Annotated in this window: 25 protein-coding genes; 6 read left to right on the top strand and 19 right to left on the bottom strand. The window is 54.6% G+C overall.

The window, feature by feature from the left end:
- Nucleotides 1–31 precede the first annotated feature (31 nt).
- The 6 genes from ACFQUU_RS15365 to ACFQUU_RS15340 all read right to left on the bottom strand — a co-directional run bounded on the left by ACFQUU_RS15365 (nt 32) and on the right by ACFQUU_RS15340 (nt 2,592).
- Nucleotides 32–379, bottom strand: a complete 348-nt coding sequence (locus ACFQUU_RS15365; RefSeq protein ID WP_382248624.1) for a hypothetical protein — start codon at nt 377–379, stop codon at nt 32–34.
- 320 nt (nt 380–699) lie between these two features.
- The gene (locus ACFQUU_RS15360) at nt 700–900 is read right to left on the bottom strand and encodes a hypothetical protein (RefSeq protein ID WP_382248622.1); all 201 of its coding nucleotides are present in this window, start codon (nt 898–900) and stop codon (nt 700–702) included.
- An 83-nt stretch (nt 901–983) separates the two neighbouring features.
- Nucleotides 984–1,229, bottom strand: a complete 246-nt coding sequence (locus tag ACFQUU_RS15355) for a hypothetical protein (protein WP_382248620.1) — start codon at nt 1,227–1,229, stop codon at nt 984–986.
- 116 nt (nt 1,230–1,345) lie between these two features.
- Nucleotides 1,346–1,723 (bottom strand): PilZ domain-containing protein, encoded by a 378-nt coding sequence (locus tag ACFQUU_RS15350; RefSeq protein WP_382248618.1) that lies wholly within the window; start codon nt 1,721–1,723, stop codon nt 1,346–1,348.
- A gap of 265 nt (nt 1,724–1,988) precedes the next feature.
- Nucleotides 1,989–2,327, bottom strand: coding sequence for a BON domain-containing protein (locus ACFQUU_RS15345; RefSeq protein WP_382248616.1), 339 nt, complete (start codon nt 2,325–2,327; stop codon nt 1,989–1,991).
- 106 nt (nt 2,328–2,433) lie between these two features.
- Nucleotides 2,434–2,592, bottom strand: coding sequence for a hypothetical protein (locus ACFQUU_RS15340; RefSeq protein ID WP_382248614.1), 159 nt, complete (start codon nt 2,590–2,592; stop codon nt 2,434–2,436).
- Between the two features lie 400 nt (nt 2,593–2,992).
- Between ACFQUU_RS15340 and ACFQUU_RS15335 the strand changes: the two genes are divergently transcribed.
- Complete coding sequence (locus tag ACFQUU_RS15335) at nt 2,993–3,301, top strand: hypothetical protein (RefSeq protein WP_382248612.1); 309 nt, start codon at nt 2,993–2,995, stop codon at nt 3,299–3,301.
- An 83-nt stretch (nt 3,302–3,384) separates the two neighbouring features.
- On the opposite strand, the gene ACFQUU_RS15330 is transcribed toward ACFQUU_RS15335, so the two are convergent.
- From ACFQUU_RS15330 to ACFQUU_RS15305, 6 genes are all read right to left on the bottom strand, one after another.
- The gene (locus ACFQUU_RS15330; RefSeq protein ID WP_382248610.1) at nt 3,385–4,383 is read right to left on the bottom strand and encodes a Bug family tripartite tricarboxylate transporter substrate binding protein; all 999 of its coding nucleotides are present in this window, start codon (nt 4,381–4,383) and stop codon (nt 3,385–3,387) included.
- A 35-nt stretch (nt 4,384–4,418) separates the two neighbouring features.
- Complete coding sequence (locus ACFQUU_RS15325) at nt 4,419–5,636, bottom strand: ABC transporter substrate-binding protein (RefSeq protein ID WP_382248608.1); 1,218 nt, start codon at nt 5,634–5,636, stop codon at nt 4,419–4,421.
- Between the two features lie 48 nt (nt 5,637–5,684).
- A complete protein-coding gene (locus ACFQUU_RS15320; protein WP_382248606.1) occupies nt 5,685–6,734 on the bottom strand; it encodes a cyclase family protein in 1,050 nt (349 codons plus the stop codon).
- A 456-nt stretch (nt 6,735–7,190) separates the two neighbouring features.
- Nucleotides 7,191–8,351 (bottom strand): MFS transporter, encoded by a 1,161-nt coding sequence (locus ACFQUU_RS15315; RefSeq protein ID WP_382248604.1) that lies wholly within the window; start codon nt 8,349–8,351, stop codon nt 7,191–7,193.
- A 435-nt stretch (nt 8,352–8,786) separates the two neighbouring features.
- Nucleotides 8,787–10,637 (bottom strand): right-handed parallel beta-helix repeat-containing protein, encoded by a 1,851-nt coding sequence (locus ACFQUU_RS15310; protein ID WP_382248602.1) that lies wholly within the window; start codon nt 10,635–10,637, stop codon nt 8,787–8,789.
- Nucleotides 10,638–11,029: 392 nt separating this feature from the next.
- A complete protein-coding gene (locus tag ACFQUU_RS15305) occupies nt 11,030–11,389 on the bottom strand; it encodes a hypothetical protein (RefSeq protein WP_382248600.1) in 360 nt (119 codons plus the stop codon).
- 411 nt (nt 11,390–11,800) lie between these two features.
- On the opposite strand from ACFQUU_RS15305, the gene ACFQUU_RS15300 reads away from it, so the two are divergent.
- Nucleotides 11,801–13,273 carry a hypothetical protein gene (locus ACFQUU_RS15300; RefSeq protein ID WP_382248598.1) on the top strand — a complete coding sequence of 491 codons (1,473 nt, stop codon included), beginning with the start codon at nt 11,801–11,803 and terminating at the stop codon, nt 13,271–13,273.
- A 257-nt stretch (nt 13,274–13,530) separates the two neighbouring features.
- Here ACFQUU_RS15300 and fahA read toward each other — a convergent pair whose 3' ends face one another.
- Genes fahA through hppD form a run of 3 tightly spaced genes read right to left on the bottom strand, consistent with a single transcriptional unit; the run spans nt 13,531 to nt 16,453 of the window.
- Nucleotides 13,531–14,808, bottom strand: a complete 1,278-nt coding sequence (gene fahA, locus ACFQUU_RS15295; protein WP_382248596.1) for a fumarylacetoacetase — start codon at nt 14,806–14,808, stop codon at nt 13,531–13,533.
- Nucleotides 14,809–14,817: 9 nt separating this feature from the next.
- On the bottom strand, nt 14,818–15,360 hold the full coding sequence (locus ACFQUU_RS15290; RefSeq protein WP_382248594.1) for a VOC family protein: 543 nt from the start codon (nt 15,358–15,360) through the stop codon (nt 14,818–14,820).
- A gap of 16 nt (nt 15,361–15,376) precedes the next feature.
- The gene (gene hppD, locus ACFQUU_RS15285; protein WP_382248592.1) at nt 15,377–16,453 is read right to left on the bottom strand and encodes a 4-hydroxyphenylpyruvate dioxygenase; all 1,077 of its coding nucleotides are present in this window, start codon (nt 16,451–16,453) and stop codon (nt 15,377–15,379) included.
- Nucleotides 16,454–16,675: 222 nt separating this feature from the next.
- On the opposite strand from hppD, the gene ACFQUU_RS15280 reads away from it, so the two are divergent.
- Nucleotides 16,676–17,194 (top strand): Lrp/AsnC family transcriptional regulator, encoded by a 519-nt coding sequence (locus ACFQUU_RS15280; RefSeq protein WP_057291217.1) that lies wholly within the window; start codon nt 16,676–16,678, stop codon nt 17,192–17,194.
- 156 nt (nt 17,195–17,350) lie between these two features.
- Here ACFQUU_RS15280 and ACFQUU_RS15275 read toward each other — a convergent pair whose 3' ends face one another.
- Both ACFQUU_RS15275 and ACFQUU_RS15270 read right to left on the bottom strand, forming a co-directional pair.
- Nucleotides 17,351–19,582 (bottom strand): malate synthase G, encoded by a 2,232-nt coding sequence (locus ACFQUU_RS15275; RefSeq protein WP_382248589.1) that lies wholly within the window; start codon nt 19,580–19,582, stop codon nt 17,351–17,353.
- A 78-nt stretch (nt 19,583–19,660) separates the two neighbouring features.
- Nucleotides 19,661–20,347, bottom strand: coding sequence for a haloacid dehalogenase type II (locus ACFQUU_RS15270; RefSeq protein WP_382248587.1), 687 nt, complete (start codon nt 20,345–20,347; stop codon nt 19,661–19,663).
- A gap of 60 nt (nt 20,348–20,407) precedes the next feature.
- Here ACFQUU_RS15270 and ACFQUU_RS15265 point away from each other — a divergent pair, with 60 nt between their 5' ends.
- From ACFQUU_RS15265 to ACFQUU_RS15255, 3 genes are read left to right on the top strand one after another with little or no spacing between them, the layout of a single operon-like run.
- Entirely contained in the window at nt 20,408–20,665 is a 258-nt protein-coding gene (locus ACFQUU_RS15265) for a hypothetical protein (protein ID WP_382248585.1), read from the top strand.
- An 18-nt stretch (nt 20,666–20,683) separates the two neighbouring features.
- A complete protein-coding gene (locus tag ACFQUU_RS15260; protein WP_382248583.1) occupies nt 20,684–21,010 on the top strand; it encodes a UPF0175 family protein in 327 nt (108 codons plus the stop codon).
- Nucleotides 21,007–21,498 carry a DUF3368 domain-containing protein gene (locus ACFQUU_RS15255; RefSeq protein ID WP_382248581.1) on the top strand — a complete coding sequence of 164 codons (492 nt, stop codon included), beginning with the start codon at nt 21,007–21,009 and terminating at the stop codon, nt 21,496–21,498. Before ACFQUU_RS15260 ends, ACFQUU_RS15255 begins: the two co-directional genes overlap by 4 nt.
- 340 nt (nt 21,499–21,838) lie before the next feature.
- Here ACFQUU_RS15255 and ACFQUU_RS15250 read toward each other — a convergent pair whose 3' ends face one another.
- Together ACFQUU_RS15250 and ACFQUU_RS15245 are read right to left on the bottom strand one after the other, a co-directional pair.
- Entirely contained in the window at nt 21,839–23,125 is a 1,287-nt protein-coding gene (locus ACFQUU_RS15250) for an O-acetylhomoserine aminocarboxypropyltransferase/cysteine synthase family protein (protein WP_382248579.1), read from the bottom strand.
- A 275-nt stretch (nt 23,126–23,400) separates the two neighbouring features.
- Nucleotides 23,401–24,195: an enoyl-CoA hydratase gene (locus ACFQUU_RS15245; protein WP_382248577.1), complete on the bottom strand. Its 795-nt coding sequence runs from the start codon at nt 24,193–24,195 to the stop codon at nt 23,401–23,403.
- Between the last annotated feature and the right edge of the window lie 6 nt (nt 24,196–24,201).

Raw genomic sequence — 24,201 nt, 5'->3', positions numbered from 1 at the left:
GCAACGACGGTCTTGTCGGCTTTGGGAGGTCTTAGTCTGCCTTCTGGTCCGGACCGTCGGATAACTTGTCGAGAAGCAGTGTTAACTTGCTGCTCACCGCGTCCAGTGTCTGGGCAAGAAGTCCCAACTGGCATTCCAGGCGTTGTACCCGTAGTTCAAGATCCGAGTCTGTCGCTGCCGTCAGCTCGGATTCCGTTTTTACGCTCGAGGCGTCGGAACTACTCGATCCAGTCTTGCGTTGCTCCAGGATGCGTTCGAGTATCTTGAGCGCGGTTTCGTAATCGCCCTTAGTCTGGTCAAGCAGATAACTACAATGGGCCAGCGGCTCTCCGGTAATCTGGTGCAACCTCAGCGCCATTTGCGCATTGACTTCCTGCATGATGACCTCGATGGAATGGATTCGCTGTCACTATACTCCTCAGCTGTCCCATGCGCAGACGGTCTACTACAAATACCAAGCTTTAACGTAACGAATAAGATCGATGGATTTTTGACTGCCAAGGCGCAAGAGGAGTCAGTAGTCCGGCTATTGACGACGAATTCAACGCCGCCAGACAGAAAAAGACGCGATGTTATGTTGCGTTATGGCTTGGGATTGGTATAACGGCTACTTATGGTGTCTGGCATGATCATTTGCGGTATTCTGCAAACCGATGATATTGATGTTATGCAGCAAACTGAGCCGACTACGTTTCAGGATTAATCGTTCAGTGCAGCCTTTGCTGCTTCTTCCGGTGTCAGGCCGTCATAAAACTGGTCGGTGAACCATTCGACCTGTTCTTCAATATGTTCTTGTGCCTCAGCCAGCGTAGCCCCGCCGGCAACGAGATATTTCTCGACCTCGGTACACCACTGTATTAATGCCAGCGTTTCCGGGTCGAGGGTTTCCTTTTTTGCCATGTTTGGCTCCTTGGTCGGTGATCCGACAGTTTTTTGATCATCGCATAAATGGGTTACAAGCCTCAGCATGCGGTTGATACTGATCAGATGATTAATGCCATGGGCACGAGTAGGCATAGCAGTGCCAGCGTAGCAAGCGGCAGGAAGACGGAACGTCCTGGAGCCTGACTTTCGGAAGAGGAAGGTGTGTCAGACACGCGCGTTTCATTATCGCGTCTAAACAGGCGGGCGTAATAGCGGTTATGGATCACACGATATCGGTAATGCGAGTAACCGGCGCCAGTGAGAGCAAGCACTGCCAGCGCTGCCCATAATAAGATCAACAACATGTGAACGGCTTTAAGGGAAAGCCGGAGATTTTAGCATCATCTCGTGATGAAAACCGGGAGAGACCGTGAAAGCACTGCTTGCCAATCCAGGTAAGGACGTAATACCCCCGACGCCGTCAGTTATTGTTGCCGAGGCGTTGGAGCAAATGACGGCTATACGCATCCATATCGACAAAAGCGATGCCGATACGATGTTGCCCAGTATCGGAACCGGCATAGTCGTAGACGACCGCCCCCCAAGCGTTAATGCGTCGCGTACCTTCCGGCATCTGAACTTCAAAAGCAATTGCACAACCAGTGCCTAGCGGCAGGGCCTGGTTGGTCAGCACACAAGCGCCGCCCACCGACACGTCTATCGTTTCCACGTCGAACGGGTGATCACGGGATACCAGTAATCTGGCCGGCAGCCGCAGCGGCGTTCTTGTGATCAGTCTTCGCTCAAGTTCGTCACGCATGCTTTTAAAGCGCGGTTCGGGCACAAGAGCTACAGTCAAGCCAATGCACCGGGGATGGTATGGGAAACGTAATCTACGTCAGTTATAAGTTGTTAGTGGCCAGAAGGCGTTCATCATGTGCAAGCTTCATGCCCATGAGAAAAACCTTCTGCGGCGCAATTATAGAGGCATGCGGGCGTTGCCGTCCAAAACTAAAGCATTCGGGATAAATAATAAAAGAATGACAACGCAATGCCTCCCAGTCGCCGCCGGAGCGGCGCCGACTGGTTTCCCTCGGGATGTCAGGCGAAACGCCTAAAAAGCCTTACTTGCAGGTCAGGCAGACGACGAGTTGGTTGTCCACTGCAACGACACCTGGAACCGCCTTGGCGACGACCGGAGCCTTGCGGTATGCGGCGACGGACTTTACCTCGCCTTTGAGGGTGACTTTACCTTGGGCGGTATCCACATTGTATTTCTGTCCCGCCGTATCGGGGTCTCCCTGCAAACTGTCTTTCACCTTTTGCGTGATCGTCGCGTCCGTGTTCGTCGCGGAAGCTGCAGCCTGTGCAGGCGATGCAGATGTCGCGCTATTACCCGTGCTGGCACATCCAGCGATCAGCACGGCGGAAATAAGCATGCCGGGCAGCAGAAAGGATTTCATTAGCGTCTCCTGAAAGTAGTTAGTGATTGCCCGTCTTGAGACGGAGCCGAGCGTTAATTTACCGTAGACTCTCCAGACGTGCATGACGGCATGCAAAAGTCTTGCTTCAATGCGAACGTTGATGTTGTACACCAGCATCGATGGTGCCATATACCTGTACGCCGGAACCGCTATTTCCCGTACGCGCATAGCCGCCGCAGCCGCTAACGAAGTGCACTAGAAGCAGCAAAAGGATTGCCGCTGCTTTATTGCTGGGGTTTTTCATTGAATCGCCCTTATTTAGACTGCACCGTGACCGAGGTTGGTGCCTTGGTATGTCCTAAAGATCACTCACGATATGACAGTGCCGCGACATGAGGGTTGCGACATGCTGGGAATGATGAGAATGAAGGGGAAAGAAGTGTAGTTTCATCGCGAATCCTGGAGCTGATGCATTTCGACACAGATTACGTTGCGCTGGCTTCATTCTACTTGTGAATTCTTGGGGCCGTATTGTACGGCTGGTTCTGCCATCTATATCGGTGCATTCTTCAGCACCGCCATCAATGATTTCCTTCGCGTGCCGGAACAACTCGATAAAGGCGTCGTCACACAGTAAGCGTATAGTCGTGTTGAACAAGCTGTGGCATGCGCTGTGCACGCGCGTCGACCAGGAAAGGATACCAATGAAAAGCCTATTTATTTTTCTTTGCGCACTTACTCTTTCAGGCGGTGCCATGGCGGCAAGTCACACGGCTGCGCCTGATGAATCGGGCGCTGCCGGTAAGGCGAAGACGTCGAAGCAGTCGGGGAATGCGGATGCAAAATCCAAGGCGCCGCATCCCAACAAAAATGACAAGACAACGATGGACAAAGCCCGGCCGGCCACACCAGACGCAGGTAGCGCTGCTGGGGAGACAGGTGGACCCGCGGCGACAGGCGGACATACCGGCTCGACCACCAACAAATCGAATAGCCCAGGCCCAGACAAGTAAGCATGGGGATTACGTCAGGTCGTGCGGATAGCGGTGCCCATTTGTGTTAGTTGCAGACACCGCCGACCAGCTGGCAAAACGGCTTAGTCAACCTTGGCGCCTGAGTCCTTCACGACTTTCGCCCACTTCTTGGTTTCGGCCTGGATATGAGCGGCAAATTGCTCCGGTGTATTGCCGACGGGCTCTGCGCCTTGCGCCACCATTTTCTCCTTTACTGCCGGTGACGCGAGAGACTTGCTGATTTCCTGCTGTAACTTGGTGACGATTTCTTTAGGCGTGGCTGCCGGCGCTAGAATGCCGAACCAAGAACTGGCTTCGTAGCCAGTAAGATCACCACCGGTCTGCGCAATGGGCGGTACGTTCGGCAGTGCCGCAGATGGCTTGCTGCTCGTAACGCCAAGGGCTACGAGGCGGCCGGACTTGATATGTCCAATGGCCGATGGGAGGTTGTCGAACATCAGGTCAGCCTGGCCGCCGATGAGGTCGGCAATCGCAGGCGATGATCCACGGTAGGGAATGTGCACCATGAAAGTCTTGGTCTGCGTCTTGAATAATTCACCGGCCAGGTGAATCGATGTGCCATTGCCGGACGACGCCATATTGAGTTTTCCCGGATGCGCTTTGGCATAGCTTACAAAGCTTTTAACGTCGGTGATCTGATTCTTTTCAGCGAAGGCTTTATTCAAGACAAGAACATTCGGCACCGCCGCCACCAGGGTGACGGGTGCAAAGTCCTTGATCGGGTCGTAGGGAAGCTTCGGATACAGTGACTGATTGATGCCATGAGTGCCGACTGTTCCCATTAGCAAGGTGTAGCCGTCCGGTGCCGCATGTGCAACCAGTTGAGTGCCGATATTTCCGCCTGCGCCCGGGCGGTTATCAATGATTACTTGCTGACCTAATGCTTTGGTCAGCTCTGCACCCACCGCACGGGCAAGAATGTCAGTGGTGCCGCCCGGTGCAAACGGTACAACGATCGTAATCGGCTTGGTTGGATAGTTTTGTGCAGAAACGCTACCGGCGGCAAAGGCCAGCGTAGTAAAAACTGCCGCGCAGAGGCGACGCAATATGCGGGTGTTCATAGTTAACTCATCCTCAAAAAAATAACTCGGTAAATTTATTTCTTGACTAGCGGGCACGTGGAAGCTGACAGCGGCTGGAATGCCTTGTCGGCTGGCACGACCGATACTTCCTTGTAATAGTCCCAGGGATAGCGTGATTCGGAAGGCTTCTTGACTTCGAATAGATACATATCATGGACCATACGGCCATCTTCACGGATGCGGCCGTTCTTTGCAAAGAAATCGTTGATCGGTGTCTGCTTCATTTTAGTCATAACGGCCACGGTTTCATCCGTTCCGCTTGCCTGAACTGCCTTGAGGTAGTGCATGACGGACGAATACAGACCAGCCTGGCTCATGTTGGGCATCTTCTTGGTTTTTTCAAAGAAGCGGCGCGCCCATTTGCGCGTATCGTCGTCACGGTCCCAGTAGAAACCGGTAGTCAGCAACATGCCTTGTGCCGCCTCCAGGCCTAGCGTATTAACATCGTTGATGTACACCAGCAGACCGGCAAGGCGTTGCTTGCCATCTGCGGTGAGCTTGAATTCCTGCGCGCCCTTGACGGCATTGATGGTGTCGCCTCCGGCATTAGCCAGTCCGACTACTTTGGCGCCGGATGATTGCGCCCGCAATAAGAACGATGAGAAATCCGATGCATTGAGAGGATGGCGGACCGCGCCGATTACCTTGCCACCGGTTGATGTAATGACGTCGGTCGCATCCTTTTCCAGCGTCGAGCCGAAGGTATAGTCAGCCGTCAGGAAAAACCAGCTGTCGCCACCCTTGGCGACAACTGCGCGCGCGGTGGAATTGGCCAGCGCATACGTATCGTAGGCATAGTGCACCGTTACCGCGCTACATGCGTCGTTGGTCAGCCGTACCGAGCCAGGACCGCTGAATACGGCGATTTTGTTTTTCTCTTTTGCAATCGGAGCGACCGCGAGGGCAGGGCCGGATGCAGCCACATCGAGAATCGCGTCGACCTTGTCGCGATCGAACCATTCGCGCGCCTTGTTCGCGGCAATATCGGCCTTGTTCTGGTGATCGGTATAGACCAGCTGGATAGGTTTTCCAAGTACCTTGCCGCCGAAGTCGTCGATCGCCATTTGCGCCGCCGTCACGCTTCCGGTACCGGTAATGTCAGCGTACAGGCTGGACATGTCGAGGAGTAGTCCGATGCGGACCGCATCATCGGAGATACCAGATGCTGGCTGCGCATTTGCAGCAGCAGAAAACAATAACGTAAGGCTTGCTGCAACGAGTCGGTTCTTCATTGTTGTCTCCATATCGAATCGGTGTTGCCAACGTTTTTCATGTTTTAATCAGACCGTCGCGATCGGTGTTACCGGTGAGCCCACCGCACCGGGCAGGCGAAGTGGTGGGGCGGTGAGCATGAAGCGATGCCGGCCATGCTGGTGCAGCCATTCCGCAAGGTCGTGTAGATACCATAGCTCGCCAAGTGGTATGCCGAGTTTGAAAAGACAATGGTGGTGCAGCGGGAGAATCGATTTTTTGCCATGCATTTCAGCTGCGGGATAAGCTTCCACCGCATAGTTATCCGCGCAGATTGCTGCAATGCCTGAATCGCTGATCCATTCCAGCAAGCGAGCGTCGCGTCCGTTCAAGACACTGCAGGTGTGATGTAATACATCCGGATCCGGCTTGCCATCCATCCGTACGACCGCCTCTGCAAAGCCGGTACGCAGCACCAGAAAGTCTCCTCTTTCGACAGTGACGCCGTCGACCTGCATGACTTCCTGCAATTCGTCGAAACCGATCAGCTTGCGCTCGTCTCCGAAATGACGTGCAAGATCGACCAGCACACCGCGGCCCTGCATGCCGTGGACTGCCATGTTCTCGATACCCAGGGCTTCAGCGAAGGAAAGATTTGGTCCATCACAGCCACAGCCGCTTTCCTCGTCGCCTTGGCCGTAATGCACCGGCCCCTTGATATGCTCATCGGCGCGAAAACCGTTGTAATAAACGGTCTCTTCCACACCATCTCCATCCGCGTCAAAACGTGCGCCTACATGCGCGAGTGAGTCCCACTGTGTCGAATACTGCAGGCAAATCAGCACCTGATCATCGGACACGATATCGATGCTATCCCGGTCTATTCTCGCCATGGGGAAGTTGACGACAGGCTTGCCTTCGCGATATGTGGGTTCAAGTCGCGGCGGATGCCTGCGTGCATTGAGCAGGTTCCCTCCTGGGAGGTTGAGCGGAAGCGATAGGCAAAAGCTGCGCCCGTCACGGACTTCGGCTGCTCCTTTCAGGATCTGTTCACGGCCGATCAGGTTGACGCGGCCTAACTGGTCGTCAGGGCCGAAGTCGCCCCAGTTCGCCCCTGGCGGACGGTTCTTCCAGCGCATGGTTTGTCTCCTCTTTTTGCTTTGTTTTTAATGCACGTTTCATCATGCCGACACCATTGCTGAAGGCTTTGTCTGTAGTCGATTCTTCAGCAAAAAACGCCAATTTCTGTGGCGACTAGAACTCAAGCTGGATTTTCGTTTTGACGGTCAACGTAACGGAACGACAAGAAGTGGTCAATACCTTTAAAACATTGTTTCGCTGTGCGAAACAGACTGTCGATGGGCCATCGTTTCTCGATTCCTAAAAGAAACTCGGACGTGCCCAACCTTGCGCTTATTGGATTTATACCAATCCCAACCTATAACGTGACAAATGAGATCGATGGATTTTTTTGACTGGCAAGGCGTAGGAGGAGTCAATAGCGGGCTATTGACGACGAGTGCAACGCAGGCAGGCGGCTCGGCGCCCCCGGAAAAAGACGCGATGTCATGGTGCGTTATGGCTTGGGATTGGTATTAGTCCAGTGTCCGCGCGACATAAGCTGCGGCTGCAATAAAAACACAAGCAACGCCGAGTAAGCCAATCGCCGCCTGCAGACCCCAACCGTTGGCCACGAAACCAATGATCGGAGGCCCAATCAGGTTGCCGCTATAGCCGAATGTCGCTACTGCCGCCAATGCTGTCGAGCCATGCCGCCCTGCTGCGCTATAAACAAAAGGGAAAAGCGAAGCCAGTCCAGCTCCCGCCAGGGCAAAGCCGAGGACCGTAGTGACCGTATTTAGCGCTGGCACGGCAATGAATATTCCGGCAGCGGCAATCAAGGTACCGGTAGCGACGACACGCCGCGCGCCGAACCGGTCCTTCAAGCGATCCGCGCCGAGACGTGCGGCGAGCATCATCGCAGAAAACGCGGCAAAGCCGAGAGGCGCAACGCCATCGCCGACGTCTAGTTTGTCTTTCATGAACACACCGCTCCAGTCGGCAACCGAACCTTCAGCTACGGCGCCGCAAAAACAGATCGCACCAAGCATAACAGCCGGCCCATGCGGGATTGCAAAGTTCTTGCCACTGGCCTGCGGATCGGGGCGGTCATGGGGCAGGCTTGTATAGCTGGCCCACAAGATCATTGATAGTACGATCGAAATGCCGACGAAATGGGCTGATACCGACACACCTGCGGCGGCCAGCGCGCTACCTGCCAGTGCCCCTGATACAGTGCCGACGCAAAACCACGCATGCAACGCCGACATGATGGAGCGGCCTGCGCGTTTTTCAGCTTCAGCGCCAATCGCATTGATGGCCACATCAAAGGAACTTGACGCCCCGCCATACAGCAGCGCTGCAGCAACGAGCAGCGAAAAGTCTGGCGCCTTCGCAAGCAAGGGCAGGCCGAGCAACAATGCGACTCCCGTCATCATTGATGCATGTCGCCCACCCCTATGACGTGTCAGCCATGCCGCTACGGGAAACGACATCACCGCGCCGATGCCTGCACCAAGCAGGACAATCCCAAGCTCGGCCGGATTCAGCTGCAAACTTTCTCTTATTGCGGGAATACGTGCAGCCCAGGTGGCATAGGTCACGCCAAGCAGCATGAACAATGCCGGCAACGCACAGCGGCGGAATAAGGAATCGTTTTTTGAAACTGAGGCGGCTTGTTTAATTGAATCTGTCATCGATGTGTTCACTGCGTCGTACACGCAGTCAAATGCAATGCGTGGAGATACCGGAAGCGATCTGTTCCCGGGTGATTGGTTCGTTGCCAGGCAATGGGTAACGGGCAACGCGATTGTTACATGACGGGCTTTAGGACTGAGCCGCAATCTGGAAGACGATATTGTACTGAGAAAACTTCCTGCGAATGGCAGTCTGAGTGACTGCGGAGTAGCGGACTTACGGCAGGATTAAAGCGGGTTTCAGGACGCAAGAAGGAGACATGCATCTGATGTCATCGGCCATGCCGTGCAAAGCAAACCGGTCTAAAACAAAAACGCATGCCGGAAGCATGCGTTTATCAAGTTATCCATTCGTTCACACAATTTGAACAACAGCCTGGCGGATAATATGACATAGGCCTCATGACATATTCGCCAGGCTGAAAGCCAGGATGGCTAGTTAAGTGTGGAGTTGCTGTCCTGGCCTGTTCTCGTCTTCCACTGCGTGAAATTCAACGCTTCGCCATTGAAATTGGCAAAGATCGATGAAGAACTTGTATACACGTTCGCTGAATAGCTTCCAAAGCGGGGCACCGCGCTAGTGCCAAGGTCGCTACTGATACGATAGTTTTCTTGTTTTCCGGATGTGACAAATCTATTACCTGAAAACGCATTGTTCTTCACCACGGCTGCCGTGCCGGCCTCGACAATCTGTACATGCGCCTGTGTGCTTTGGGTAAAAGTATTGTCTTTGATGACGTTGTCATAACCGTTCAGTATTTCCATACCGTTAGCGTTGGCATTCACATGATTACCGGCCACCGTGGTGCCGTTTGCAAAATCTCCCAGGTAGATACCCCATGCGAGGCGCTGATTGACAGCGACATTACGAATGACGTTATTCTCAATCGTCGTATTCAGCGCAAGCTTGTCGGGTGCGGACGTAAAGATACCGCCGCAATCCGTCAATACGTTGCAAGCACCATCCACCGTGTTTCCGCTGACACGCGCATTGCGAAACACGCGTATGCCGATATAGCCAGAATTGGTTACGCGATTATTCTGGACAACTGCACCGCTGCCGCCGGTCAGGTTGATCGCCGCATGTGCATTGGTCGGCATGCTGACCGTGCCCGATGCATCGATAACCGAATTACTGATAAGTTCGCCGCCACCGCCCCATTTAACCGCTATTGCATCATGCTTTGAGTTGCGGATGATGGCGCTATCTACAGTCAGCCCGGTTCCGCCGGAATTAAGAATACCGTTGCCCGATGAGTTTTCAATGCGCACCGCACTTGCGCTGAGCTTGCTCGCATCGAGCCCGTTAATGCCATTGGCCGCACCAAAGATGCTGACATTCTGGATTGTGACATTACGCGAATTGCTGGCGTCGATGGCATCTTTGTCTGGAGCGGCCCAAATGCGTCCCTCGGGTGATTGACCATCCGGCGCCCACACATACAGGCGACCATTGCTGACGGCCCATTCACCCGGCTCATCAAGCATCCACAGTTTACCTTCCACATAGAAGTCAACCTGTCCGCCAAGCTGGTAACCGTCGAAGTTGATGTTGCCAGTGGACGCTACCGCCATGGTGGACCCGGAGTAGCCAGTGATTTTTCGTGCCTCGACCGCCCATTCGTAAGGCTTAAATACCAGCGTGGCGCCAGTGAGGTCGGCGTTCGGCATGGCATAAGTCAGGCCGCTGGTGTTAGAGCTGCTGGCCTTAGCCCAGGTTTGTGTGCGGTTCGGCCAGTGGGCCGCACTCACAGGTGCGCCATCAATAATGACCTGAGCCACCTCGAAGGATACCGGCGCCGAGTAAATATTGCCTTGAACTTGCGTCCAACCGCTAAGCGACTGCCCTGGCGTAAGAGTTGCATTGCCACACGCGCCTGTGGTCCGCACTGTTACATTCGTTTTTCCTTTGAGGTCGAGCGTGCCCTGATAGGTCCTCCCGCACTGCAAGTCCACCACACTGTTATCACTGACTGTAGACGGCATGGCGAGGACGGGCAGGGAAGCACTTGGTGCGACCGGTGTCGGACTATCACTGCCGACCTGGGTATCCGAAGCGCCGACGGCATCTGGAGGTGTGACGGTAGGCGATGTCGGAAGTTGCGAAATGCCTGGTAACTGGGTATTTGTGGCCGTTGTCGTCGAAGCGCTGAGGCCGTCTTGCAGGGCGACTTTCGATTGTGCTTCCGGGGAAGATGAGCCACCTCCGCATGCGGCGAGACCGATGGTGAGTAACAGTGCCAGCGTCATGCGCTTTAGCGGAAATGGAATCGTGTCATATGGCATTGGAATTTTGAGTCACACCCATGCGGAAGCCGGGGGCGGAGAAAGTGAACGGAAGCGCATTTCAACATGTCATTTCCGGTCTATCAATACGCGTTTTGACAAGTAGCCGTGCCTGAATTGTTACTAATAGTGAGTAATGTAAATGCAAATGAATTGCTGCGTTGGTAACACAGCAGAGCCAAATGGCGATCGGTTCGCATAGTTGCCTTCTACCTCTCCGTCCTTTAGAGGAGAAAAAGTGTGGGCTTATTTATTGCCCGAAAATGGTGCGCTTTATACGTCGCTTGCGGACTTAAACTGTTTTTATCGCGATGTTAGATCAGTCGTCGATTGCACCTTCACCACATTGCCCCGGACAACCCGGGTGCGTCGCACAGAAGCCGGCGGCAGGGTTACGACTCTTCGACAAGAGGTGATTGCACCTTCAGATGCTGTGTGATGGCGAATGAAAGAAGATTGATGCCGACTCCTGCGGAGATCAGTGGCAGCAGGTAAAGTGCTAGCGTATACTCGGAGCGGAAAACTTGGTCGTCAGCAATCCCTTTTGTTGCCTTCGCTAGATTCGCGACAAAGGTGATTACCACCACATCAAGACCTGCCAATGCAATGAGCATGCACGCATAGGCAATCAGGACTGTGCGGGATATGCGAATGGTCCGCAACAGATGCCAGATGATAACGACGGGGAGCGTCAGTGAAGTCAGCACCAGGGCCCAGAATTCATACTTGATTAAAACTGATTCAATCAACATTTCGGTGCACGCTTAATCCGGTATGTGATAATGTAGCTGTAGCCTGATATTTGTGACAGCTGCTGTTGCAAATAAAAGGATTATACTTAGCGCCAAGGCGTCAGGCCTGAACCTTGACGGCAGGAGCGCACGGACTTCGCCCCAAAGCTGATTAAAAACGTTTCTTACAGACCAGCAGGATGCCTTTTTTTTCAAAACGGCGGGCTTGGCCGCGGATCCAAAACTGTCTCGGTATGGTCCAGTCGGGCAAGGACAGGTGTCTTAAGTTAACCGTTAAAATGCTGCGTCGGCCACTTCCTGAAGACGATAGATGCTCTTAATTCACAAGTGGTTTACATCGATTTGTGACCTCTCATACTGATCCGGCTCTGAAAAGAACGGGTTAAACACGACTAACGAACAACAAGACTTATGCCGAATAAAGCTGACCAGTCATCACGTACCGCTCCGATCAAGTGGACCGACGACGAATGGGTGAAAATCGCCAATCAACTTCTCCTGGAAAAGGGAGATAGTCTGCTTTCCTCAAAACGTCTTGAAGAAATCAAGGCAAAAGACGTATTCAATGCCCAGGAATTATTTCCTGAGGACCGTCACCGGAAACTTGTCTCGATTGCACAGGGCTTTGAAGGTATACGTGAGAAGCTGCGCCCCATTTTTCAAAGGCTAGGACAGGCGCGCCAGAACGATCTGTTCCGCGAAGAGGCCGAAAGCCGCGCTGCCGACGAAAGCATGGGAGATAAAGACGGCAACGCCTCTGCTTCACAAGCAGGAAGCCGGCATGAGCCAATGGCGGAATTCATTGATACAACATCTTCAACTGTCGACACGCAAGAAGCATCCGGACAAGAGGTCATCGCCAACGCGACCGCGACAGAGCAACCTGCGGCAAATACGCCTGCAGCCATCGGGTCAGAATCCAATGCGGTCCAAACCGGGGCATCAGCGCCGGCCTTTCCGGCTCGCAGTGCCGAGGCAGAAGCAGCACCGACTCCTCATAGCCGGCAATCGCACGAGGACAGGCGAGCGGCACGCGCACAAGCCGATCAGGACTTCAGACAGACTCAGGCCCAGCGTCGCGAGCAAGCCATGCAGAATCGCAACCAGCCTCGCGGCCCGCAAGCAACTGGGGTGCCTGACGCAAACCTGGTCGAAGCAGCTCGTCCCTTCGTCGCAATGGTATGTCAGGAACTGGCCCGGGCGTTCGTCAATGCGTTGTCCGACAAAGGATCGAGTGACGTACTACGCTCCTTCGTTGAAACAACTGCCGCGCAGGTATCGTCGATGCAGTCGTCCGGGAGCTTCGGTGCAAGAAACGCTACGCGCTCACCGCAACAGCAGGCATTCAACAAACCCGCGCAAGCCATGCGTCAGGCCGTCGAGTCAGAACAGCCTATCACTTCGGGCCATGCTGATGCGCTGGAAGACGAGGGTGTGCATCCCGGCGATGTCCAGCCACTCTTCGATCCGAAATTGCCACCGTCAGCCGATAGCGAGTTCAAGCCGAACATTGGTATCGTAGGTACCAGTGCGGATCAGTTTGACGACCTGCGTCAACGTTATCCGCAACTGATGCTGACAGTCGTTCCGGTAGATGCAATTCGCAGTGGCAATGTGTTCAGGCAATGCCAGCGCATTATCGGCTTGAGCGACGAAATGCCGCCGGGTACCGACGAACTTTTGCGCCGCTCGCTGGCACCACGATACATACGCCTCACGGGAGGGATTGACCGGGTCAAGGAACAATTGAATCACTGGCTCGATAAGCCTGGTTCAATCAATGCAGGTCCGCGTAATCAGGGCCAGCATAATCGCAACGGGAAGAAATTCAAGGATAGGGGACAGTACAAGGGCAAGCACCGTCGGCCCGGACCGGTTAGCTGATGTTGCAGTTCCGTCGTAGTAACTTCGCATGTGAACCGCCATAACGTCGACAGTCTGCCGGTGTGCCTTGCGGCAGTTGTTAGCGCATAGAAGTCGGTGGCTCTTGTTAGCCTGCGTCTCTTCGTCGCCGTGTGCAAAGAGACTTGCATCGCACATGCAGCGGAACGTAGGGTAGACCCACATTTGCGTCCGCGCGTAATCAACGTCGTTTGTGTGAAGATAAAGGGGTGCGCCGTGCGCACCCCTTTAACGTTTTACTACTGCTGCCTGGCGGCCAGCAAAGTACCTTTACATTCGCCGAACCCGATCCGCCGTGCGCCGGGCTTTTCACAATAGGCGCGGAGAATCACCGTATCGCCGTCTTCTAGGAAAGTACGCGTTTCACCATTCGACAGGGTAATGACTTGCTTGCCACCCATCGTCAATTCGAGCAAAGAACCACCCTGTTCACCGGCAGGACCTGAAATTGTTCCGGAACCCAGCAAGTCGCCAGGCTGCAGATTGCAGCCGTTCACAGTGTGATGGGCGATAAGCTGGGATACGGTCCAGTAAGCATCGCTGAAGTTCGAATAGCTTAATCGCTGTGCCGGCAAGCCAGCCTTACGCATACCTTCTGTCTGCAGCCAGACTTCGAGCTTGATATCGATGCCACCACTTTCGCGGTTCACCGGAGAATCGAGGTAGGGCAGGGGCTGAGGGTCCCCCTCCGGCCGCTGGAAGGGAATGCGGAAAGGTTGCAGCGCTTCCATGGTGACGATCCACGGAGACACCGTTGATGCAAAGTTTTTCGCAAGGAAGGGCCCCAGCGGCTGGTATTCCCACGCCTGGATGTCACGTGCACTCCAGTCGTTAAGCAACGCGAGGCCAAAAACATGCTCTTCCGCCGCCGCCATCGATACGGGTTCGCCTAGCGCATTATCCTTGCCGACAAAGATACCCAGTTCCAGTTCGTAATCCATCCGACGCGAAGGCGACAGTGTCGGCGCGGGATCGTCCGGTCCCTTGGTCTGTCCGCTAGGACGGAGAAAGGTTTGTCCGCTGACACCAATCGACGAGGCGCGACCGTGGTAGCCGATCGGTACCCACTTGTAGTTAGGCATCAGTGGGTTGTCAGGACGGAACAGCTTACCAACCGTCGTCGCATGGTGGATGCCGGTATAGAAATCGGTGTAATCGCCTATCTGGCAGGGCAAGCCCATCTCGACTTCTGACTGCGAATAGAGCGCAGCTTGCAAGCTTGCCTGCTGGTCGCTTCCGCGACGCAAGCCCGTGGAAATCTTTTGGCGCAGGCTCTTGCGTACGTTGACACCAGCCGACATCAAACAGTTCATGTCATTGGTATCGACGAGTTTCGTCTTGTTGAGATCAAGCACCTTGTCACCAATGGCAACGCCAATATGCCACTCATCGCTGCCCGGCGTGCGAAAGCGGCCGAACGGCAGATTCTGAATTGGAAAATCAGTCGCCTGATCGTTGGCGGATTCGACCCAGCTTTGCAGGTCAGGGTCGTGGGTATCGTCTAGGGAAGCAGTCATGGTGTCGTGTCAGTGGTTGGCAAGGGCGCGTTCATGCAGGAAGGCAGCGTGCCTTGGCGCACGCTTCGTTTTAGACCATTCTTCCAGCATATCCCACTTCACTGCATCCAGCTGCTTGAGCTGTGCCTCCTCCTCAGGATCGGGACAGGCGAGTTCCACACGATGGCCATTCGGATCGAAGAAATAAATTGAATGGAAAACGCCGTGATCGGTCACCCCCAGTACGTCAACACCATTGTTTTCCAGATGCCTCTTGAAGGACAACAACTCCTCACGGTCCTTGACCTTGAAAGCAATGTGCTGGACCCATGCCGGGGTGTTCGGGTCACGGCCCATTTCCGGTTGCGTCGGCAATTCGAAGAATGCCAGTACGTTGCCATTCCCGGCATCCAGGAAGATGTGCATGTAGGGGTCGTCCTGACCTGTCGATGGAACCTTGTCTTCCGCAATGGCAAGGACGAAGTCCATATTGAGCATTTTCTGGTACCACAGCACGGTCTCCTTGGCATCCTTGCAGCGATAGGCGACGTGATGAATGCGATCGATCTTCATGATGCCGGTTCCCTGATCAGGCTGTTTGCAAAACGCCGCGACGTACCTGGTCGCGCTCGATGGATTCGAACAAGGCCTTGAAGTTGCCTTCGCCGAAGCCGTCATCCCCCTTGCGCTGGATGAACTCAAAGAACACTGGACCGAAGACGGTCTTCGAGAAGATTTGCAGCAGCAGGCGTTTTTCGCCACCGTCGGTTTTGCCGTCGAGCAGAATGCCGCGGGTCTGCAATTCAGAAACACGCTCACCATGACCCGGCAAGCGATCGGCCAGCATCTCGTAATAAGTTTCCGGCGGAGAGGGCATGAATTCCACACCAGCCATCTTCAACTGGTCCAGAGTGCTGATCAGATCATCGGTGTACAGCGCGATGTGCTGGATGCCTTCGCCATTGAACTGCATCAGGAACTCTTCGATCTGGCCAGACCCCTTGGAAGACTCTTCATTGAGAGGGATACGGATCTTGCCATCCGGCGCCGTCATTGCCTTGGATGTCAGGCCGGTATATTCGCCCTGGATATCAAAGTAGCGAATCTCGCGGAAATTGAACAGACGTTCGTAGAATCCTGCCCAGTACGCCATTCGGCCGCGATAGACATTGTGTGTCAAGTGATCGATCAGTTTCAGTCCGGCGCCCTTGGGATTGCGGTCCACGCCTTCGATGAATTCAAAGTCGATGTCATAGATGGACTTGCCTTCTTCAAAACGGTCAATCAGGTAGAGCGGGGCGCCGCCAATACCCTTGATTGCGGGCAGGCGCAGTTCCATCGGGCCGGTCGGGATTTCCACCGGTTGCGCGCCAAGTTCAAGCGCGCGCGCGTAGGCTTTGTGTGCATCCTTCACGCGGAATGCCATGCCGCAGGCTGACGGACCGTGTTCGGCAGCGAAGTAAGAGGCGATACTGTTCGGTTCGTTGTTGATGATGAAGTTGATTTCGCCCTGACGGTATAGGACTACATCTTTGGAGCGGTGACGGGCAACCTTGGTAAAGCCCATTGCCTCAAATACCGGTTCAAGCACGCCCGGAGTGGGCGAAGCGAATTCGACGAATTCAAAGCCCATAAGGCCCATCGGATTTTCAAAAAGATCAGACATGGTGGTTTCCTGAACGAGAGACAAAGGGAATGTGGCTTTACCGGATTCGGTGGGACGGCGCACTATTTAGTGCAATATTCAGCTAGAAACTGTTGCAGTGCGCCCGTCACATCAATAAACGAAGTTTAATGCGCAGAAGGTGCAATATGTGCGCGTTTAAGGTAGGATTTCGCGGTACGCGTACACATTTTGTGCATTCAACGTCATCAATATGAGAATATTATGTCCCTTATCCAAGTTGACAGGTTTGACCTCGACATCCTGAACGAATTGCAACGGGATGGCAGGACTACTAATAGTGTCCTGGGAGAAAAAATCCATCTCTCGACTTCGCAAGTAAGCCGTCGCATTCAGCGCCTTGAGGAGAGCAAGGTGATCAATCATTATGCGGCGATGCTGGACCCGGATATTGTTGGTTTGAGTGTGATGGCCTTCACTTCTGTGACACTCGAGCGTCACGGTGATGCGCGCAGCGACACCTTCGAGCGTGCGGTTGCGGATATGCCGGAAGTCCTCGAGTGCTTGTCCGTGACTGGTGAGGCCGACTATATTCTGAGAATCGTGGTGCCCGACCTGGAATCGTTTTCAGCTTTCCTGATGAGCAGCCTGCTGCGTGCGCCCGGTGTGGTGAACGTCAAATCCAATATCACTCTCAAGCGAATCAAGCAGACCCATGTCCTGCCTATGGGGCATTTACTGCAGCCAACGGAGACGACCCGCAAACTGGTTCTGTCGAAATAGAGCGAGAAGTTGCAGCCGCGCCTGAACAAGGTGGATACACAAGGTTTTCGGCGGATATAAAGACATCCGGCGGGTCTGGCCGCCGGATAAATGCGGAAACTGAAACGACTGAAGGCGGCTTCAGTCAGGAAGCCGCCTTTGCCGGATGCAGCCGGCTTACTTGCCCGGTGCTTCGGCCTTCACCTTCAGGCGCCATGCATGCAGCAGCGGCTCAGTGTAACCGCTGGGCTGTTCGAGACCCTTGAACACCAAGTCACGCGCAGCGCGATAGGCATAAGACGACTCGAAGTTCGGTGCCATTGGCTTGTAGAACGGATCGTTGTCGTTCTGCGCGTCGACGACCTTGGCCATGCGTTGCATGGTTTCGGTCACCTGGGCTTCAGTTACGATGCCATGCAACAGCCAGTTCGCAATGTGCTGGCTGGAGATGCGCAGCGTCGCACGATCTTCCATCAGGCCAACGTTGTGGATGTCCGGTACCTTGGAGCAGCCTACGCCCTGGTCTACCCAGCGCACCACGTAGCCGAGAATGCCTTGTGCGTTGTTATCGAGTTCCTGCTGGATCTCGGCAGCCGACCACTTGGCTTCGGCGACGACGGGGACCTTCAGCAAATCATTCAGCAGGCGCTCGATCTCGGTAGCAGCATCGATTTTCTCAAGCTCTTGCTGGATCTGGGATACGTTGACCTGATGATAATGCAGCGCATGCAGGGTTGCGGCGGTCGGCGACGGCACCCATGCCGTATTGGCGCCAGCCTTGGGGTGATTGATTTTTTGCTCCAGCATGGCAGCCATCAGGTCTGGCATTGCCCACATGCCCTTACCGATCTGCGCACGCCCGCGCAGGCCGCAGGACAGGCCCACCAGTACATTGCTGCGTTCATAGGCAGTCAGCCATGCACTGGTTTTCATGTCGCCTTTGCGCATCATCGGACCTGCACGCATCGCAGTGTGCATTTCGTCGCCGGTGCGGTCAAGGAAGCCGGTATTGATGAACGCCACGCGCGCACCTGCTTCGCTGATACAGGCCTTGAGGTTGACGCTGGTACGGCGCTCTTCATCCATGATGCCGAGCTTGACCGTGTTGGCGGGCAAGCCGAGCAGGCCCTCGACACGGCCGAACAATTCCGCGGCAAACGCGACTTCTGCCGGGCCATGCATCTTCGGTTTGACGATATAGACCGAACCGGTACGGGAGTTGCCGATGTCCTGGCCTTGCTTGCGCTTGAGGTCATGCAGCGCGATGGTGACGGTGACCACCGCATCCATGATGCCTTCCGGGATTTCCTGGCTGTTCTCGAGCAGGATCGCCGGGTTGGTCATCAGATGTCCAACGTTACGCAGGAAGAGGAGGGAACGCCCATGCAGCGTTACTACGCCGTCTTTAGCATCCGTCGCGCCAGCGCCAGCGGTGTACTTGCGGTCGGCATTCAGGCTACGGGTAAAGGTCTTGCCGCCCTTGGAGACACTTTCAGCAAGCGTGGCCTGCAGAATGCCAAGCCAGTTGTTATATGCCAAGACCTTGTCATTGGCGTCTACAGCGGCAACCGAATCTTCGAGGTCGAGAATGGTTGACAATGCTGCTTCGATGACGACATCCGCTACACCAGCCGCATCGTCCTTGCCGATACGTGTTCCACGATCGATCTGGATATCGATATGCAAGCCATTGTTCTTCAGCAGTACCGATGTCGGTTCCGATGCTTGCCCCTGATAACCGACAAATTTGCTCTCGTCGGCGAGACCCGTCACGCTGCCGTCCAGTAGCTTGACCGCGAGCTTGCCGTCGACTACCTGGTAGGTTGCGGCGTCGCGATGGGAACCCTTTGCCAGAGGCGCGGACTGGTCGAGGAAGTTACGTGCAAAAGCAACGACTTTCGCACCGCGTGCAGGGTTATAGGCTTCACCATTCGGGCCGGCCTTGGTTGCGCCATCGGTTTCGGGAATGGCGTCGGTGCCGTACAGCGCATCGTACAGCGAACCCCAGCGTGCATTTGCGGCATTCAGCGCATAGCGCGCGTTAAGGATCGGCACGACCAATTGCGGGCCGGCCTGCAAGGCGAGTTCCGCATCGACGTTGGTCGTGGTTGCCTTGACTTCTTTTGGCTGAGGGACGAGATATCCGATCGATTCAAGAAACGCGCGGTATGCGCTCATATCGGCGATCGGACCCGGGTGGGCACTGTGCCATTTATCCATTTCCGTCTGGATGCAATCGCGCTCTGCCAGCAATGCTGCGTTCTTGGGTGCGAGATCGTGGGCGATTGCGTCAAAGCCTTTCCAGAAGGTGGCGCTGTCAATGCCGGTGCCCGGCAAGACCTTATCTTCAATGAAGCGATACAGCACGGTGGCGACCTGAAGCCGATTGCAGGGAGTGCGGTTAGTCATTGTGTGAGACCTCGTATGTTTTAGGTATAAATAAAAGCAAATGAAAAACAGTCTAGCAAAAGAAATAGTGTAAGCAATCTATCCCGACGCTCCACTTTCATGGAGGAATGGCAGCAAGTCGCGGAGTGAACGCCCTTCGCCATTTGGCACGACGCCGAGTTCTTCGATAGGGGCCTGCGCGCGATTGACCCAGAAGGTCTTGTAGCCGAACCAACTGGCACCGCAGATATCCCAGCAATTGCTCGAAACGAACAGCATGTTTTTGGGCGGGAGGCCAAAAATATCCGGCCCCAATTGATACGCTTCGGGCGCTGTCTTGAATTTTCTTACGCTGTCGACAGACAAGAGGTGACTGAATAGCTCCTGCATGCCGGCAGCCTTGACAACGGTGGTCAGCATTTCTGGATTACCGTTTGACAGCACCGCGAGTTTGAGGTCCTGGCTCTTCAATTGTTCAAGTACGCCAGCACATTCCGCAAATGGCTCGAGCTTTGCGTATTGCGACATTAAGGCATGCTGCGCCTTCAGATCGAGATCGAGTCCAAGGGAGCGGCAAGAGTACACCAGCGCATCTTGAGTGACTTCCCAAAATGGCTTGTAGGTTGAGCACAGCGTACGCAACTGCGTGTATTCGATCTGCTTGCGGCGCCACAATGCAGCAAGCTTTTCGCCATTACCGCGAAAAAGCTTTTCGGCGAGCGCACTGATCGAATACACGTCGAACAGGGTGCCATACGCATCGAAGACTACCGCCTGAACAGCCATTAAAGCCCGATTCTGATATTAAAAATTGAATGAAAGTATATGTGTAAAGAAATCCGACAAATGAACGATTTAATCAAATCATTTGTGCGTTTAAGTAAAAAGCAGGCCGTAGAGCGGTATACGAATACTGCAGTCGGAGCAGGGCAACATTTAACCCATGAAGACAGGAATAAGATCAGACCTATTACGTTATATAGAACTATTAACAATTTTCGCCAAGGAAACATTCGTGAGTTTACCGATGAACTGCCACAGAAGGACCCTGAAACAGCATCAAACGGGCATAGAGGCAAACAAACCGATTGTGCTATCATTTGATGGCACACTGGAGGTCTTATGCAAACATTTTCAATTCGCGACCTGCGCGAGCGTACTGGCGATATCACACGCGCCGCCGAATCCGGTGAAATGGCGGTCGTGGCCAAACATGGCGAACCGATCTTTTTGACAGTTCCATTCGACGAATTTCTGCTTCAGCACGGGGTCAAGGTGGATGTCGCCATCAAGCTGTTTGCAACGGATGTGCTGACACTTGCTAAAGCGTCGCGGTTTGCCGGGCTTCCCCAGGAAGCGTTTATTGAAATTCTTGGGTCTATCGGTATCCCAGCGGTAAAGTACGATCCCGCTGAGCTTGATGAAGAGTTGAAACTGCTGCAACAATGAAGCTTATTGTTGCTGATTCGAGTCCGCTCATTGCATTTGCGCGTTCCGACTACCTTGATCTGGTGCGAACTGTTGCTGGAACCATTCATGTGCCGCACACTGTGTGGCAAGAATGCGTTCACGATCTGTCCAAACCAGGAGCGCAGAAAATTCAGCAAGCCGCAGCTAACGGCATCATCATCTGTCTCGATGATCCTGCACTTCCAACTTCGCTCGAAGTCGCCCCGATTGATGCGGGTGAAAAGGCGGCTATTGCACTTGCTCTCAAGCAGAGCTGCCCTGTCTTGCTTGACGAACGTCTCGGACGAATTGTCGCGCGCCGACATGACATTTCCGTGGTTGGCAGCGCCGGCATTTTGCTGACAGCAAAAGCCCGCGGGTTAATTTCAGCGGTTGGACCGATCCTCGATCAATGGCTTAGTTTTGGTTACCGGCTTTCCAATGAGTTGGTCGCCGAAGTACTACAGAGAGCTAATGAGGAACGCTAGGCAGAAAACACGGTGGCCCGACTATTCTGTCGAATCTCTTGGCGTCTTCCGTCAAACCGTTCCAAACTAAGCGCATCCTGCACTTGCCTTGTGTAGTTTAAACACTTGTCTTTGACTTTTCAAAGGGAGGTCCGCGATTCTTTGATGCCTACACTAAAATGGCGTAAAGAGGGCCTGACAGGTTCTGTCGTCTTAATGATTTGTCGAGTGGAGCGCGACAATATGCGCGCATCGTCGGCACCAGCCTCGCGGGGAGCTCGATGCGCAGAGCTCCGTGTAGATGCCAGCAGTGTTGTCGATCACCCGCGTCAGGCCGAATTGTTCGTGCAGGTCTTCTGAATCAGGCAGCAGCCAGCGCCTTGTCGAGGTCGGCAATCAGGTCGTCCACGTGCTCGATGCCAATCGACAGGCGCAGCATCTCTTCTGATACGCCTGCCTTAGCCAATTCTTCCGGGTTCAACTGGCGGTGTGTCGTTGAGGCCGGGTGAGTGACCAGTGACTTGGCATCGCCAATGTTGACCAGACGCGTAAACAGCTGCAGCGCGTCCAGTACGCGTGCTCCCGCTGCACGCGGATCACCCTTGTCGGCGGCCTTTAGACCGAAGGACAGGATGCCGGAAGCGCGCCCGCCCATGTATTTCTGCACCAGCTTGTTATCCGGGTGATCTTCCAGTCCGGCGTAGTTAACCCATGCCACCTTCGGATGCTGCTTCAAGTGGCGCGCAATCTTCGACGCGTTTTCGCATATGCGATCCATGCGCAGCGCCAGTGTCTCAATGCCCTGCAGGATAAGGAAGGCGTTCATTGGCGCGATTGCCGCGCCCATGTTGCGCAGCGGGACCACGCGTGCGCGCCCAATGTAGGCAGCTTCTCCGAGCGCTTCAGTGTAGACCACGCCGTGGTAGGACACGTCTGGTTCGTTCAAGCGCTTGAATCGATCCTTGTGCTGTGCCCATGGGAACTTGCCGCTGTCTACGATCACGCCACCGACGCTGTTGCCGTGGCCGCCCAGATACTTGGTCAGCGAATGCACGACGACGTCGGCCCCGTATTCGAACGGCCGGCAAAGGTAGGGGGTGGGCACCGTGTTGTCGACAATTAGGGGTACGCCGTGAGCGTGGGCGATCTCTGCGAGTGCGGCCAAGTCGGTGATGTTGCCGAGCGGGTTGCCAATCGATTCGCAAAATACCGCCTTGGTACGCGCGTCGATCAGGGCAGCAAAGCTTTCCGGTTTGGACGCGTCGGCGAAGCGCGTCTCAATGCCCATCTGCGGCAGCGTGTGCGCTAACAGGTTGTAAGTGCCGCCGTACAGGGTGGTGGAGGACACAATGTTGTCGCCGGCTTCGCAGATCGTCTGCAACGCAGCCGTGATCGCCGCCATACCGGAAGCCATCGCCAATGCACCGATGCCGCCTTCGAGCGCGGCCATACGCTTTTCCAGCACGTCCTGGGTCGGGTTCATGATGCGAGTGTAAATGTTGCCAGGTACCTTAAGGTCGAACAGGTCGGCCCCATGCTGGGCGTTGTCGAAGGCGTAGGCGACGGTCTGGTAGATAGGCACGGCTACCGCTTTGGTAGTCGGGTCGGAGGAAAAGCCGGCGTGGACTGCAAGTGTTTCAATTTTCATGGTGTCCTCTCTGCTGCGAAGCCAGTATTGTGGATGCAAATACAAAGTTTTGCAGACCTTAGTCACGGGTCATTTTCCACGTGTGCGGCCGCAGATCGCGCCAATTTGTTCTCTTCACTATTGCGTGGTCAATCAGCCGCATCAGCCAGGTCTATGCGGCGCCGGTTTTGCTTTGAACCATTCGTAAGGCGGTTCTGGCGCCATGGATTAGTAACGAGTGTAAAAGGCAATGGGCTAGGAGTTGTTACTTGTTATAGGCCGCTGTCTTGCCGTGCTCAGGAACGCCAGCATGCAGGACGCTTTTCCAGAAATGCGTCAACGCCTTCGGCGGCATCTTCTTCCATCATATTACGCGCCATGACGTCGCTAGCATAGGCATAGGCGTCGCCGAGTGCCATCTGACGTTGCCGATAAAACATTGACTTACCATACCGAATTGCTGTCGGACTCTTCGTCAGGATTTCGGCAGTCTTGCGTGCGATAGCCTCGTCAAGTTCGCCATCGGGGACTGCCTCATTGATCAAGCCCCAATCGGCTGCGGTCGCTGCATCGATGAAGCGGGCAGTGACCAACATGTCAAAAGCACGTTTCGATGACACATTGCGCGACAAGGCAACTGCTGGTGTCGAGCAGAATAGGCCGACATTGATGCCTGAGACCGCGAAACGTGCTGATTCCGACGCAATCGCCAGATCGCAACTGGCGACGAGTTGGCATCCGGCCGCAGTAGCGACACCATGAACACGGGCAATCACCGGCACTGGCAGCATCTGAATTCCTTGCATTACAAGGCTGCAACGAGCGAAGAGCGCTTGGTAGTAAGTGAGACGGGGTGACTTTGTCATTTCACGCAAGTCATGTCCAGCACAGAAAGCTTTGCCGGCACCGGCCAACACGACGCAGCGCACCGTGGGGTCCATGGCGATGGAATCCAGTTCACGCCGCATTGCGTCCAGCATTGCCTCGGACAGCGCGTTGAATTGCAGCGGACGGTTCATGCAAAGCGTTATGACACCGTCACGTTCGGTCCGTTGCAGCAACGCTTCTCCGGGCAGGGAGGTCATGTCCATGGATGT

It is taken from the genome of Herbaspirillum sp. GCM10030257 (assembly GCF_042666555.1).
GTDB lineage: Bacteria > Pseudomonadota > Gammaproteobacteria > Burkholderiales > Burkholderiaceae_D > Noviherbaspirillum.
Note: the sequence above shows the minus strand (reverse complement) of the source record. Positions and strands in the feature narration are given on the sequence as shown.